This is a genomic window from Oceanobacillus sp. HCA-5259 (assembly GCF_037892815.1).
GTDB classification, from domain to species: Bacteria; Bacillota; Bacilli; order Bacillales; family Amphibacillaceae; genus Oceanobacillus; species Oceanobacillus indicireducens.
The window spans coordinates 158,400-173,718 of sequence record NZ_JBBKBV010000002.1; the positions used below are offsets into that span (position 1 = coordinate 158,400).

Consider the following 15,319-nt stretch of genomic DNA (forward strand, 5'->3'; position numbering starts at 1 on the left):
TTGTGATGTTTCCATCATACACTCTTTGGCGGGATAAGAACAGTTTGTCCCTTAATTTTCATCCACCTCATACTCCAGCGGCATTTCCACCTGGCGATTACGACCTCTTCCCTCATCCTAGATGAATCAATAGAACAGGTAAAACGGCAGCTTATTTCAGCAAGTATCTAGCACCTGTCGATAAAAAAAGCATGACCCTCTCTGTCCGAGATGTCATGCTGCACGCGTAATTAGAACGATGGTCAACAAATCCTCATTACTCAACTACTACCTCTCCAACCATGCCTTCCTGCTCATGGTATCGGCATATCAATTCATACGTGCCAGTCTTTCCGGGCTTTATCGAGATTTTTTTCTCTTCTCCCGGTTGAAGTTCCACATCAATGGCTAGTCCTTTTACAGTGAAGGTATGTTCTTTCATTCCTTTATTCTGAAGCAGTAGAATTGTCGTTTCTTCATTGGGGAGCGTAATTACGTCCGGATTAAAGAAATCATCGTTCAATTCGACCACGACCTCATTATCTGCATTCTGAGCTTCAGTTTCTGCAACCCCATGTAGCGAGCCAAAACTAGAAAAAACCATGATCACCGCAAATACACATACTAACCTTATTAACGGATTTTTAATAGACATTGTAATACCTCCTTTCTGCCTGTTAGTTTCTTCAATTTACAGGAAAATATCAAAGAACTTTTATTTAACGTTTTGCTAAAGAACTTTAAAAGGAGAAAGCCATTCTTAAACTGCAGCCTCTTCTTTTTATTTAGAAACATATAGTTCTATTGTCAACCCAAAAAAATAGTAGTTGACAATCGAGTTTTTACATTATACAATCCCACTAATAAGAAAACTATGGAATGAATGATGATTGATCAAAAAGGAGATTTGTACAATGAATGCAAAAAGCAGGAGACTCAGAATTCTACTTAATTGTTCTATTTTCGCAAGCATAACAGCAATACTGGCACAAATCGAAATCCCGCTACCACTCATCCCCATCAGTGGTCAGACGTTGGCAGTTGGGATAGCTGCGACAATTCTTGGCAGTCGTCAAGGCGCATTAGCCATGATTTGCTATGCAGCTATAGGTGGGATTGGACTCCCGGTCTTTGCTGGTTTCGCTGGTGGACCGCAAGTTTTAGTCGGACCATCTGGCGGCTATATTTTTGGCTTTATCGCAGCTGCTTATGTAACCGGATTAATCCTTGAAAAAACGAAATTCTCCATTACGATGGCACTTGTTGCTAATATAGCAGGAATGTTTGTCACGCTCCTTTTCGGTACGTTACAATTAAAAATTGTATTGGATTTGGGATGGAATGCAGCACTTGTAGCTGGTGTCTATCCATTTCTTGTGGTAGGGTTTATTAAAGCTTATTTGGCTAGTTTGATTGGTATTAAGGTAAGAGAACGGTTGGTTGATGCGAAGTTGATTGTGGATCGGGAGAAAATTGCATCCTAAGATGTATTTGAAAAATATCCCAACAGTTAGGCGGACCCTCTGTTGGGATTAATAATATTACTAAATTATAATATAACTTATTAGCAGGTCTTATATCATTCTTTTATTACACAAAAAACAGGTCAACTAAAGTATCTGATTGACCCGCTATTACATGTAGGTGCTTTTACCTTCTAGCCTCACCTTACCTGATACTCGGATGTTAGTTTAATAGAGGACCATCCATGTTGTTGTCCTCTACTGAATTTTACCCGAAGATTAATAGATTCTTCATCTTCATTCCAAGTTAATGTATTTTGAATAGCTGAAGGGACTAGGGTATGAACTTGTATTGTAGTATCGATGCGCGAATGCTCTTTACAAATACTTTCATAATCCTTATAGTATGTAATTGCCATCATTGCTTTACCTAGCAAGCTTTCAATTCCTTGTTTTAAGTTCTCCTGAGACGCATATTCTAATTGAGTTCCTAATTCTTGAGCAAGCTCTTTTAAACTCTCTCGATGACTTAGTTCCCCGCTTTCAAATCTTTGTTTGACCAATCCTACTACAGGCTTTAAATCACCGATATCAAAATATGCAGGTCCTAAAATAGTGCCAATCCCAGGATTCTTTGTCGTCAATTTATTCCCCTTCTTAGCAGTGGCTTTAAGAGAAATACTTTCAATTTCATAGGATTTATTGACCCTTAAGGTCAACTTAAGATCTCCAGTATCCAACCGATCATCTATATAGCTTTCAGGCACTAATTCAATACTTTCTATCTCATAATCCAAGTATTTCTCATATAATTTGTCTTTAATAGCAGGAATAATAGTAGAAGTTGATTGAAAGAGATCCGAGAGCACTTCCGGCTTTACAATGTGATAATATTTGTGCAGCTGTTCAACGCATTCATTATGCTCAACTTGAAGAACGTCGGGAAAATATTTTAAAAAGTAATAGTATGTTAAGGCTTCATGACATTTGCCAATCGCATTACTTTGATTTCTTCCACCTTCATAGTTGTGATTTTCTATTAAATGTGTCATGTTCCTTATCGTCCGTTTATTCGATGCTTCATTTTCTGCTTCACTAGGAAACGTTTCATAACTGACAGCAAGCTTCACAGAAGATGTTGGAGCACTTTCAAATTTAAACCTTAATGTTAAAGCTATTTCACCATATTTAATACCAACTGAATTTTTCCCCGACTTATAAATATCAATTGCTGTAAAATATGGACTACTTGGACTGAATCTCTCAACAGATATAGAACTTTCGTATTTTCCATAACGGGTAATGATTGTTGTATCGTCCGTCATAAATAAGCTATGATAAGCATGATTAAACCCTTTGTTCCTATCATTATAGGAATCCTTCAACAATGTAAAAGCTTCTTCGCGTATGTTATATAAAAATTTCTTTCTGTACTCCTCGATTTCAGGCTTGAATTTAGGGTATTGGTCAGAGATGATTCTTTTCAACGATTTTACGTCTGAATTAGAAATCTTTCTTTTCGTTAATTTTACTATGTTTTTTAAAAAATCTAAGTAATGCTTTTCAAATGCTTCATTAAATTTTTCTTGGAGAGAATCAGATAAAAAATATTTCGCAAAAAAACTCTTTGCTCCTAAATTCTTAGTCTGTATTTTCGCTTTCCTTTTTACCAAAAACAAATTTACATTGATGATGCTACCATCCTCAAGGAGCAATGTAAGGTCTTTTGCTAAATTTGTATTTTTCGCTTGAAACTTAGATTGAGCAGAAACGATATTTGGATATAATTTTATTATGTACTCCACTGTATCCCTTACTGTTTTGGGATATGTTGTAATTAGTGGATTCTTATTAATTGCTAGCATAAGTGCCTGATGAACCTCGTGTACATGCTTGTCGCCAAGTTTTCGTGGATTTATCATATTAAACACCTCAACCTAATTATAGCGTATTTATTTCTATTACGGGAATTTTTGTCTAAAGCTTAAAACTGGCCTTATGCTGCATTTAGTGGTAAAATAAAAATACTTTGGGAGGTATGAGCATGAAGATAAATGAAAGAGGACGGGCAAAACATCGTCCATTAAGAGACTATGACCCAAAAATAGTAAAGGAACTGTTACTAAATAAAATAGAAGAAGAACAAAAAACAATACAAAAACTAGCATACGAAGAGACAAAACCCATCGTTCAATATAAAGATGATAAAATTAATGTACTCAGTCTTTTCTCAGGAGCTGGTGGTTTGGATCTCGGCGTTGAATTAGCAGGTCTGGCAGCTGTAATTGGTAGGGAAAAAGCCCAAAAAGCCTTCCATGACAGAGAGAACTACAGAGCTGTTAGAAATGAAAGTATTTTTCACACCATATATACAAATGATCTATTTAAAGAAGCTAATGAAACGTATCAATTGAACTTTCCACCAACATTTCAACATGAAATGGATATTCGGAAAATAAAAGAGTTTCCATCAGCGGATTTAGTTCTTGGTGGCTTTCCATGCCCAGGATTCAGTGAAGCAGGACCACGATTAATAGATGATGAAAGAAACTTTTTATACATCCATTTTATCCGTTGCTTATTACAAGCAAAACCATTTGCTTTTATTGCAGAGAATGTCAAAGGAATGCTTACACTTGGCAAGGGAGAGGTAATGAATCAGATTATGCAAGATTTTACATCGGCTGGATACAATGTAAAATTTAAACTTGTAAACGCCCGGGACTATGGAGTTCCCCAACATAGAGAAAGAGTATTTATCATTGGAATTCGAAATGATATAGAATTTAATTATAAGTTCCCAGAACCTACACATGGACATGGAAAGGATCTGGAACCATTCATTACTTTAAAAAATGCAATAGGTGATTTGGAAAATAATCCGGGAGATTGGTATAAAGGTGGTTTTTCTCCAATCTATCTATCCCGAAACAGAAAAAAGAAATGGGATGAACAAAGTTTTACCATTCAAGCTTCTGGAAGGCAAGCCCCATTACACCCAAGTGGACCAGAAATGGTAAAAGTGGATAAGGATCACTGGATACTGCCAGATGATCCCTCATTGCATCGACGTCTCTCAGTAAGTGAAATTTCTCGCATCCAAACGTTTCCAGATTGGTTTATATTTTCGGATGGAGGAAATCTGGAATCTAGTAAAAATAATCGTTTAAACAAGCAATATAAACAAATCGGAAATGCAGTACCAGTAAATCTAGCAAAAGAAATTGCAATGCCGATTGCAAAATGGTCGAAGGAGAATATGGAATCTATAAAACAATTGGTTTTATTTTAGTTTTTAGCTTAACAAAAACCTCTCCTATAAATTAAGATATGGGAGAGGTTTTAATTAGTAGGATATAGTGGATGTATTAACATCCTCTTATAGCATATCAACAATGTTTTAAAGTAAGCTCAAAATCGCGAGGATCCTAGATTATCATTCTTTTATTACACAAAAAACAGGTCAACTAAAGTATCTGATTGACCCGCAATATTAAATAATAGAAGTTTGTCTATATTTTATTATAAGATTTTTATTGCCCTTTATATACCGGTTCCCTCTTTTCAACAAAAGCCTTCAACCCTTCTTTAATATCTTCACTTCCGAGTGCTTTACTCGCATATTTCCATTCTTCATGAAAACCAAGCTCCATCGGTAAACTTAACAAACGGATAACAGCTTCTTTTGTTGATTGCACGGCAATCGGTCCATTTTTACAGATAACGATTATATTTTTCTCAATATAGCCGGTCTGTAAACGCTTGAATATTTGTCTATTCAATGGGTAACTACCTTTCAAACATTTTGAAGTTCATAATAATTATTTAGATCTAAGCCAAAACTATTAAATATAATTAATTACCACGCATTTCCCTGTATCTTAAAAACAAAGTGTTATCAAAAATTAATTACGAAGCATTTTCTTCTAAACAACCCACCGTATAATCACTATGGTATAATAATATAAAATCTTATGACTAGGAGGAATATTCGTGAATGGTATCGTTGATTTAGTTGAATCTCAAGTAATTGCTTCTGTAAAAAGTAAACAACAGTTAGAATTTGCTGCCAATTCTAAGGCTAATATTGTTTTTTTATTAACTGGAAATCTTATTACGACGAAAAAATACATAAATCATTTAAAAAAATATAATAAGATAATATTTGTTCATATAGATTTTATTGATGGATTAGCAAACACGAGAAGTGCAATTGAATATATTGCAAATATCTGGCAACCGAAAGGAATTATTACTACGAAAAGTAATCTAATTAAATTTGCGAAGGAGGAAGGACTTATGGCTATACAGCGTATATTCCTAATCGATGGAAATGCGATGAAAAAAGGTATTGAAATTGCTCACTCAAGTAAACCTGATGCAATTGAGGTCCTTCCTGGAATCATGCCCGACATCATTGACAATTTGACTAAACTAACCCACCTACCAATCATAGCAGGAGGGCTAGTAAGTAATAAAAATCAAATTACAGATGGATTGCAAGCGGGCGCTTTGGCTATGTCCGCAGGTGATTCAAAGCTTTGGAATTTGAGTCTTTAGTTAACTCTGGTAAATCTTTAATACTATTAATTATAAAGTCTGGTTGATCTTCTGCGTGCTCTAGCATTGCTTTTTCTGTTATGCCTGTTAGAACAAGAACTGAATTTAAACCATAGTCATTTCCCATTCGAATATCCGTCTCTAATCGATCTCCAACCATGTAACAACTACGATGCGGGAGCCTAAGTATATCCTCAACAATGAATTTGGCCGCTAACTGGGAGGGTTTTCCGAGAATGAGTTCTACTTTTTCACCGGTTGCCCCTTCTAGGGCTCCTATCATCGCACCACAATCCGGTATTTGTCCTCCTTCAATAGGGCAAGTTCGATCCGGATTTGTAGCAACTACGATCGCTCCATTTTTCCAGGCTTGAAAAGCTTGATTCAATTTGTCATAGGTAAACTTCCTGTCCCATCCTATTACAACGTAACGAACTTCATTCTCATTTCCTGAAATTTTTATCCCCATATTCGTTATTTCGTCATATAATGGTTGTTCCCCAATGACCATCACCTTCTCGTTTGGAAGTAATTTAGATTTTAAATAACGAGCTGTAAGATAGTTTGAGTTAACTACATTTTCTTGATTTATATCTATTCCTAGTTTCCTTAGTTTTTTCACATAGTTTGCAATTGTTTCAATTGATTTATTTGTTAAAAATACTATTGTATCGCCACGTTCTTGTAATTCTTGGATAGCCTCTCGTGCACCCTCAATTAATTGATCATCAATATAAACAGTTCCATCCAAATCAAAGATAAATCCCCTTTTCACCTTAATCCTCCCTTTAAATTTATCTAAAATGCTCCCTTTTTATTCGTGTGACTTATTTCCTCCAGATAACTTATTTGCGATAGCTTGCAGTACAAGAACTATAATAACCAAAATAACTGACATCGCTGCCGCTGAGTAGTATTCGGCTCTCAATACATTTTGAAAAATCGCCAGACTCATGGGTGCCCATTCAGCAGGAGCCATTAAAATGGAAACACTGGTTTCCTTTATAACTGTTACAAATACTAAAATAGAACCAGCAGCAATACCAGGAAGCATTAATGGACCGACGACTGTTGTAGCTGCCGTTAATGTAGAAGCCCCCAGGCTGACAGCAGCCTCTTCAATATCTTGTTTTATAGCTCTCATCGTTCCTACTGTAGAACGAACCATATATGGTAATCTACGGATACTATAGGCAATGATTAAAATTAAAGCGGTTCCAGTCAACTGTAAAGGTGCAGTATTAAAGGTTTGAATTAAGGCGATACCAAAAGCAATTCCCGGTACAATCAACGGAATAGTTGTCATAAAATCTAAGGTTGTCGAACGCTGACGGACGACAAAGTACGATACAAATGTAGCGATAACTGCACTTAGAATAAGTGCTCCACCCGCTAGGACTAAACTATTTTGGATATTCCCCAAAGAAGAAGTAAATATGGTGCGATAATGATCAAATGTATATCCATTAGGTAATGGATCCCTTCCCCAGGTTGTCGCTATGGACTGCAAGAAAACTGTAAGCATAGCAAGAATTGGAATCAATACAACTATGCCTGAGAATATAGTAAGCGGAATTGTTAAAGCTTTATTTTTATTAAGTTTCACTTGCTTCGGTTTGCCAGAAAGTACGTCATAATTTTTATCCTTAAGAAGATAGTTTTGCAACCAATAGACAACCCCAGCAACCGCGATCATAATTACAGTTAGAATAGCAGCCCCGCCCCAATTAAAGAACCCAGCGATTTCCCGATAAGCATCCACCACGATAAGATTCAAATCATTTGGAGCCAAAATAATTGGTGTTCCAAAATCTGAAAAACTGACAGCAAATATTACTAATAAAGTAGAAAGCATACCGGGCAAAGCCAGTGGAAATGTGACTGTTATAAATGTTAACCAACCCCTAGAACCCATATTACGGGAGGCTTCTTCCAAGGATATATCACTAATCTTAAAAGCCGCGACCATTGGCCAAAGTGCATACGGGAAGAAAAAGAAAATTTGCACAATCGCTATCCCAGTCATCGAATACGGATCAATCAACATTCCTTCTCCACCCAATTTTTCATAAATATAAGTAACCCATCCTGAACGTCCAAACATAATAATGAACGCATAGGCAGAAATAAATGTCGGGATAACTAGAGGCACGGTGCATAATGCGCTAATCGTCCTTTTAAACGGCATCTTTGTGCGTGCAATTCCATACGCTATTGGAATACAAATAATAAGTACCCATAAAGAAACTATTAAAGAAAGCTTTAAACTATTAATTAATCCTCTAAAATAACTTCCATAAGTAAACATAGCTTTAAAATTATCTAATGTAGCGTTCTTTAACTGGTCAATTGTAATTTGCATTTGCTCCCAGCTAACGAGCGAGCCAAACACATTAATAGGTTCATCTGTAAAAGCGACTAAAAAAACGGATAATAAAGGGATGATTAAAAACAAAAGAAAGAATCCGTATATTAATAATTTAATTAAACCCAATCCCATAAAGTTTTGTTTGAATTTGTTCATATTAGTAACACCCTTTCAGGTGATACACCTAAACGGATAGTTGAACCATTTTTCTTAATGCTGTCACCTGATTCATATGTCGTATCTATTAATAATTGATGTTCACCGACTCTTACATCGTAGCGAACAATTGAGCCAAGATAGGTTGCCAAATGGATGGTCCCCTCAAAGGAATTACCAAAGTCATCCGGAGCACCATTTAACACATTAATATTTTCCGGTCGAATGATTACCTGTACATCTTTCTTATCCGTTTGGGTGGATGACTTAATTTGTTGATTACCGATTTGCACAATTGTCTCCCCCTTTTCACTTCCAACAACTTTACCAGATAAGATATTAGACGTACCCACAAAATCTGCAATGAATGGCGTGTTGGGATTGCTGTATAAATCGGTAGGCGTTCCTACCTGTAATATCTTTCCATCCTTCATTACAGCTATCCGGTCTGCCATGCTCATTGCTTCTTCCTGGTCATGAGTTACAAAAATTGTAGTTATTTTTAAATCCTGTTGGATACGCCGAATTGTATTTCGCATTGTATGACGTAGCTTTAAATCCAAATTGGACAAAGGCTCATCCATTAAAAGTACTTCAGGCTCCATTACTAGCGCTCTTGCCAACGCCACACGCTGTTGTTGCCCTCCAGATAATTCACTGGTAAGCTTTTTTGCATGTTCTGTTAATTCAACGTACTCTAATATGTCCATTACCTTTCTCTCGATATGTTGGGGATATTTTACAATTTTACTATTAAGCATTCGTGTATAAACTCCAGCTTTTTTAAAGAATTTGCTCTTTTTCAATTCCTTAATATTTAAACTATAAGCGACATTATCGAATACATTCATATGGGGAAAAAGTGCGTAGCTCTGGAAAACCATTCCACAATTTCGTTCGTTTGGTGCTAAATTCGCCACATTTTTATCTCCAATTTTAATGATGCCACTAGTTGGTGTTTCAAAACCTGCTATACATCTCATTGTCGTTGTTTTCCCACAGCCGGACGGACCGAGGAGGGCAAAAAACTCGCCCTCTTTAATGTCCAGGTTTATATCTTGAAGTACAGTTAATCCGGAAAAATCCTTTCTAAGTTGCTCAATTACAACTGACCCCATTTTATCAACATCCTTTAGTTTATTTTATTGGTCCACTCGTTACGAATTCGGTCATAATGTTCATTAACCCAATCAATATCCAAGTCCACCGCATTATCCTTTATGGAGTCAATATTTAATGGTGTCTCAGACTCTACTTCTGGGTTGATAGGGATATGATACCAATTCGCTAAAATTTGCTGTGCTTCTTCCTCTAACATGAAATCTATGAATTTCTTACCACCCTCTGGGTTTGGCCCATCTTTAACTAGAGTGGCTGGATTTACTAAAATAGGAGTTTTATCCGGCACAACAAAATCTACTGTTTCTCCTTTTGCTTGATGTTCATACGCCATAAAGTCAAAACCAATTGCAACATGGGCTTCCCCCATAGCTACAGCTTTTGTTGGAGCTGAGCCAGAGTCAGGAATAGAATTGGAATGGGAAGCTAGCTGCTGAAAATACTCCCAACCTTCTTCCTCTCCATGTTGCATCATATAACTAAGTACCATTAAAGTAGCCGTTCCCGATGCTGCTGGATTGGGAAACTGAATTTTCCCTTCCCATTTTGGATCTAATAAATCCTCCCATGTCTTTGGAGCTTCTTCTTCCGTCACAAAGTCAGTATTATAAGAAAATCCTAGAACAAATAATTCTGTTCCGACATAATAGTCGTCTTCATGTTTCATCTTAATTCCATTTTCGACTACCTCCCAATCCTCTGCACTTTCCGGTATATACTGTGTTATGATTTCTTTTTCGACTGCAGATTCAAATGGAAGGATTCCCCCTCCCCCATACCATACATCCGCCTGGGGATTACCTTTTTCCGCCATCATTTGATTCACTAAAACGTTTGTTCCCGCATAGTGAACATTAACCTTCTGTCCGTATAATTCTTCATACTTTGCAGCAAGTTCATTAGTTAAATCTGGTGTCTCCGGTGAATACAATGTTATTGGATCACTTGAAGATCCTTCCCCATCTTCGGACTCAGACTCTTCACCTGCACATGCTGTAAGCGCCCCAACAAATAAAACTAAAAATAATAAAGTCAATAGAAATTTCTTCATGTTACATCCCCCTTTTGCTATTTACGAAAAACTTTCGGAAATGAATAAAGAAGAGATTGAAAAAACATACTCCTGTGGCAGAAGTATTATTTCATTCTCTTCTCTTCCAATCTCCGAGAGATATTCGATTAATCAACATTATAGCGAACGCTTACATATTTGTAAATACATAACCATTAAAATATTGCGTTAAAATGAAATATTTAGTTATCTGTTACCTATTCCCTAGATATTTTTCCAAAATGAACCATTAACCCCATAGACAAGGGATTTATTTCACAGCTATACTGATGGTAATTTCATAATTACTTAGGTAGAGTCTTAGAGAAGATACCATGAGTCACCCTTTTATGGGGGCTCTTCGGTGTCTTCTCTATTTTTTTTGTAAAGGAGGGATTAACCCAAGAACATAGACCTCTTAGAAGAGACAGAAACAAATATACAAGGAGGATTTAAAATGAAGAAATTCTTATCATTTCTATTAACATTCACCGTCACCTTTCTATGTGTTTGTTTTCTGAATTCCCAAAGTACCGCAGCAAGTGAGGAAATCCTGCTGGAAGAAGACTTCGAAAAAGAAGGATTACCAGATGGTTTTAAAGTAATTGAGGGTAATGCATCCGTTGTAGATGGGGCGCTTGAGCTGACGTCACCAAGTACATCTCAACCTTCACGCGTTATATTTTCAGTTGGGGAGGATCTGGGTGATTATATCTTTGAGGCTGATGTCTCTTTTAAATCAGCAGTGGATGATGGCCGCTGGGCTTCTCTGATGTATAGAATTCAAGATGAAAACTATCCATACTACCAATTTGCTGTTAGAAAAGGCACAGCTGCACTAAATGGTATAGAGTTGGCTTTACGTACTCCTTCCAATACGTGGGATGTACAAGCGACAAACTTTTATCCAGAGGATTTCCAATATAATGAGACATATCGGTTAAAGGTGATTGCAAAGCATGATCGTGTACAACAATATATCAATGATCAATTGGTGATCGATTCAGATCTTGTCGGTACCTATTTAGAAGGAGATCTAGGATTTCAAGTTTCCGGTGCCACGGTTGCTTTTGACAATGTTAAAGTTACAACAAGCACCCAGGAACTCCCGCCACTGGAAGAATCAAATGCCTTTCTACCAGAGGAACCTGAAACAAATATCGTCAACGCACCAACTGTAATATCAAGTGAGATTCCTAATCAATTTGATGAACTTGAAGGAGTATCATCTGTATTATTTCCAGCAGAATTAAATGATGATGGACATGTTACGGTCGGGGGTTCCACTTTAACAGATATTCTAGCCGTTTCAAAAGAAAAAGTTATCCCAGTCATTCAAGTGGATGATCCGAATGCGGTTGAAGGTGTCATTGATGCTTTACAATCCACGTCAATCAATGATGTGCATATATTATCAGCCAATGTAGACATATTGGAAAATATTAAATCTGCTTATCCAATCGCTCGGGGAGCCATTCTCTATGAGAAAAATCATTTGAATAAACATGACTTGAAGAAATTAGTGGAAGATGCAAATATGAGTCGTTCCTTTACAGTAGTTCTTCCGGAGCAACATATTTCCATTGACAATACACACTACTTCCATACCCGGGCAATTTCTGTGTGGGGCATTGGAGAAAATGCTTATGATTTAATTCATGCTGGTGTCGATGGAATAATTTCCAGTAATCCTGCAGAAACTACAGCAGTTTTCGAAAATTACCCTGAAAGAACGATAGTTCAACGTCCAATAGTAGTTGCACACCGAGGCGTTCCATCCCTGGCACCTGAAAATACAATGGCTGGTTACCACTTATCATATGAATTGGGTGCTGATTTAATTGAAACAGACGTCCAACGTACAAAAGACGGTCATCTTGTGATAATGCACGATACTACAGTCGACCGTACAACAAATGGTACAGGTGCAGTAAGTGAATTGACACTGGAAGAAATTCGCGGGCTTGATGCCGGCAGTCATTTCGATGAAGAATTCGCAGGTGAAAAAGTGCCTACTTTCCGCGAATTTTTAGAAGGCTTCAAGGGCAAAGATGTGCTGCTCCTTGTGGAATTGAAAGGAATTGGAATAGAAGAACAAGTACTTCAGGAAATCATCGAGGTTGGCATGGAAGAAAATGTCGTCCTGCAAAGCTTTGACATGGAAAGTGTGAAAAAATTTCGGGAAATCGCGCCGCAAATCAGTGTAGGTTATCTTTACTCTGCATCAGTTCCCGATTCGCCGGAACAACGAATACAAGATGCTGAACGAATGTTGAACTATGCAACAGGTATTGGTGCCCGCTTGAATGCAAGTTATGGCAGCCTTTCTGAAGAATCTATAACATATATGAGACAACGGGGATTAATCAATATGCACTGGACTTTCCGCAGTCAGGAACCTTTTAAGGATTTATTGAAAAAAGGCTTAATAGGCCCAATCACTGACTATACACAATGGTTGAGCGACGGACCGACATTTATTGAAACGCCAATAAAAAAACGGAATATAAAAGTTGGTAAATCCGCAACCATTCAAGCAAAAACATTTGTAAATTATCGAATGGATCGTTCAGAAAATCTGGAAACTACTCTTTATAGCCACGATAATGATAGATATGTAGATGTGACAGGCAATACTATAACAGCACTAGCACCTGGAAGAGCTGAAGTCTTTGCTGTGCATACATTTAATATGTTGGATGAAGACTGGAATTTGGTTTCCAAACCAATTGAAGTAAATGTCAGTAAGTAAGACAAACGAAATAACGAACCATGAAAATGACAATATTCCACCGCTTGAGGATTTAATCTAAACTGTATAATAAAAGAACAACACTCATATGCTCCCCCTATAGAAGAAGAGACTTATATTATTTCTCAGTCTAATATACTATACGGGGGAGCATATCATATCTAAATATATAGCTATTTTTCTTTTACAACAATCAAGAAATCAATATTGTCATTTGAGTCATGCTTTGCAAAATAGTAAGTATATGCGAAAAAAATCGTATCTAAAAAATCCCCTACTCACTTTTTCTTAAAATCGACTCATCCAGCCGACTTACAGAACTTTGTCCGGCAAGTCCCATTGTAATATCCAAATCGGCGAGCATATGCTGCAATACTTCCTTAACTCCCCGCTGACCGGCAACTGCAAGGCCATACATAAGGGGACGACCAATTAGTACCGCCTCCGCTCCTAGGGCTATTGCTTTTACAATATCCGAACCTCGGCGAATTCCACTATCCATGAGTACAGGGATATTTCCTTCGACTACATTCACAATCTCTGGAAGTGCATCCAATGCTCCGATTGCGCCATCTACCTGGCGTCCCCCATGATTAGATACAATAATACCATCGACTCCCTTCTCCATAGCAAGTTTCGCATCATCTGGATGGAGGATTCCTTTTAAAATGATAGGAAGGTTCGTATGCTCCCGTAAAAAAGCAATATCTTTCCACGATAAAGATGTGTTACCGAAAACTTTTGTCCAATGCATAATCGCAGCTTGTGGGTCTTCTTGAGGATTTTTTTCAAGTTTTGCTTGAAATGCTGGATCGGTAAAATAATTCCCTACTCCTTCACCAGCAAGAAACGGTAGGTATACATTTTTCAAATCATACTCCCGCCAAGCCATCATTGGCGTATCTAACGTAACAACAATTGCTGAATAGCCGGACGCTTCTGCCCGTTTTAAAAAGCTTGCAGTAATATCCGGATCTCTGCTCCAATAAAGCTGGAACCAACGTGGTGCATCACCCATTGCCTCCGCAATTTTTTCCATGGGAACAGTCGATGCAGAACTAGCTATATAAGGTACGCCCAATTCCGCACAAGCTAATGCCGAACCAATTTCTCCATCTTTATGAATAATAGATTGCACACCAATGGGCGCATGCAGAACTGGAGACGGGAAAATCTCACCAAATAAATTTATCGACAAGTCCCGCTTATCAACATCCTGAAGCATTCGCGGAATAATTTTCACGCCGGTAAACGCTTTCAAATTTTCTCGTATTGTATGTTCTCCGCCAGCTCCACCCGCGATATAATAATATGGACCATCTTCTAATTTCTCACGGGCAAGTTTTTCCCAATCTTCTAGAATCACTGGAAGCCTTTTGGGATCAGGACAATGCATCGTTGAATAAATTTCAAATTGAATCTTGTTTCCGATGTTCTCCATGAAATATACCTCCTCGATTTCTTACTTGAAGTATTTTTTTATTCGACCCTTTACCTATCAATCATCTTATTCACTAGTTACATTATTTATATATCTCTCACGCAACTGATATTTTAGTAACTTTCCTTGTAGACTTCGCGGCAGTTCATCTACAAAATCTACGCGGCGCGGGATCTTATATTTAGCTAATTTCCCGGAACAAAAATCAATTATTTCCTCTTGATTGAATTGCATTTAATTTGATTGGGTCGCTGAATAGCATCTGTTGCATCCGTCATTCCCCCTTGGAATTTTTAAATTCTACTACAAGAACAACCATGTTATCTTTCAATCCTGCCTCCCTTTCAGCAAGTTTTACTTTATAGCTTACCATAAGATTGATTATTATGTATATATCACCTATATTTATTATTCTGAAATTTATAGTTAA

The 15,319-nt window shown here is 37.2% G+C and carries 13 protein-coding genes; 4 read left to right on the forward strand and 9 right to left on the reverse strand.

All coding sequences use genetic code 11. The features are described from left to right. Positions 1–256: 256 nt before the first annotated feature. Positions 257–634 (reverse strand): cupredoxin domain-containing protein, encoded by a 378-nt coding sequence (locus tag WKU33_RS02015; RefSeq protein WP_336252206.1) that lies wholly within the window; start codon positions 632–634, stop codon positions 257–259. 259 nt (positions 635–893) lie between these two features. Between WKU33_RS02015 and WKU33_RS02020 the strand changes: the two genes are divergently transcribed. Further along, positions 894–1,463 carry a biotin transporter BioY gene (locus WKU33_RS02020; RefSeq protein ID WP_340452920.1) on the forward strand — a complete coding sequence of 190 codons (570 nt, stop codon included), beginning with the start codon at positions 894–896 and terminating at the stop codon, positions 1,461–1,463. Positions 1,464–1,642: 179 nt separating this feature from the next. On the opposite strand, the gene WKU33_RS02025 is transcribed toward WKU33_RS02020, so the two are convergent. After that, complete coding sequence (locus WKU33_RS02025; protein WP_336253615.1) at positions 1,643–3,364, reverse strand: hypothetical protein; 1,722 nt, start codon at positions 3,362–3,364, stop codon at positions 1,643–1,645. Between the two features lie 122 nt (positions 3,365–3,486). Here WKU33_RS02025 and WKU33_RS02030 point away from each other — a divergent pair, with 122 nt between their 5' ends. Continuing rightward, a complete protein-coding gene (locus WKU33_RS02030) occupies positions 3,487–4,734 on the forward strand; it encodes a DNA cytosine methyltransferase (protein ID WP_336252204.1) in 1,248 nt (415 codons plus the stop codon). Between the two features lie 241 nt (positions 4,735–4,975). Here the strand turns inward: WKU33_RS02030 and WKU33_RS02035 are convergent, their stop codons facing one another. Beyond that, positions 4,976–5,224, reverse strand: coding sequence for a hypothetical protein (locus WKU33_RS02035; protein WP_336252203.1), 249 nt, complete (start codon positions 5,222–5,224; stop codon positions 4,976–4,978). Between the two features lie 211 nt (positions 5,225–5,435). On the opposite strand from WKU33_RS02035, the gene WKU33_RS02040 reads away from it, so the two are divergent. Continuing rightward, positions 5,436–6,002 carry a glycerol-3-phosphate responsive antiterminator gene (locus WKU33_RS02040; protein WP_336252202.1) on the forward strand — a complete coding sequence of 189 codons (567 nt, stop codon included), beginning with the start codon at positions 5,436–5,438 and terminating at the stop codon, positions 6,000–6,002. On the opposite strand, the gene WKU33_RS02045 is transcribed toward WKU33_RS02040, so the two are convergent. The 4 genes from WKU33_RS02045 to WKU33_RS02060 are packed head-to-tail and all read right to left on the reverse strand — an operon-like array spanning position 5,959 to position 10,696. Continuing rightward, complete coding sequence (locus WKU33_RS02045; RefSeq protein ID WP_340452922.1) at positions 5,959–6,777, reverse strand: HAD-IIA family hydrolase; 819 nt, start codon at positions 6,775–6,777, stop codon at positions 5,959–5,961. The two genes, WKU33_RS02040 and WKU33_RS02045, sit on opposite strands and share 44 nt — an antisense overlap. A gap of 39 nt (positions 6,778–6,816) precedes the next feature. After that, positions 6,817–8,526 (reverse strand): ABC transporter permease, encoded by a 1,710-nt coding sequence (locus WKU33_RS02050; RefSeq protein WP_156857155.1) that lies wholly within the window; start codon positions 8,524–8,526, stop codon positions 6,817–6,819. Beyond that, positions 8,523–9,644 (reverse strand): ABC transporter ATP-binding protein, encoded by a 1,122-nt coding sequence (locus tag WKU33_RS02055; RefSeq protein WP_336252200.1) that lies wholly within the window; start codon positions 9,642–9,644, stop codon positions 8,523–8,525. The genes WKU33_RS02050 and WKU33_RS02055 overlap by 4 nt, the downstream gene beginning before the upstream one ends. 14 nt (positions 9,645–9,658) lie before the next feature. Further along, entirely contained in the window at positions 9,659–10,696 is a 1,038-nt protein-coding gene (locus WKU33_RS02060; protein WP_156857153.1) for an ABC transporter substrate-binding protein, read from the reverse strand. A 457-nt stretch (positions 10,697–11,153) separates the two neighbouring features. On the opposite strand from WKU33_RS02060, the gene WKU33_RS02065 reads away from it, so the two are divergent. Next, positions 11,154–13,448, forward strand: coding sequence for a glycerophosphodiester phosphodiesterase family protein (locus WKU33_RS02065; protein WP_340452926.1), 2,295 nt, complete (start codon positions 11,154–11,156; stop codon positions 13,446–13,448). 274 nt (positions 13,449–13,722) lie between these two features. Here the strand turns inward: WKU33_RS02065 and WKU33_RS02070 are convergent, their stop codons facing one another. Both WKU33_RS02070 and WKU33_RS19040 read right to left on the reverse strand, forming a co-directional pair. After that, positions 13,723–14,889 carry a lactate 2-monooxygenase gene (locus tag WKU33_RS02070; RefSeq protein ID WP_340452928.1) on the reverse strand — a complete coding sequence of 389 codons (1,167 nt, stop codon included), beginning with the start codon at positions 14,887–14,889 and terminating at the stop codon, positions 13,723–13,725. 66 nt (positions 14,890–14,955) lie between these two features. Then, positions 14,956–15,123: an AMP-binding enzyme gene (locus tag WKU33_RS19040; RefSeq protein WP_445321671.1), complete on the reverse strand. Its 168-nt coding sequence runs from the start codon at positions 15,121–15,123 to the stop codon at positions 14,956–14,958. Positions 15,124–15,319: the final 196 nt, after the last annotated feature.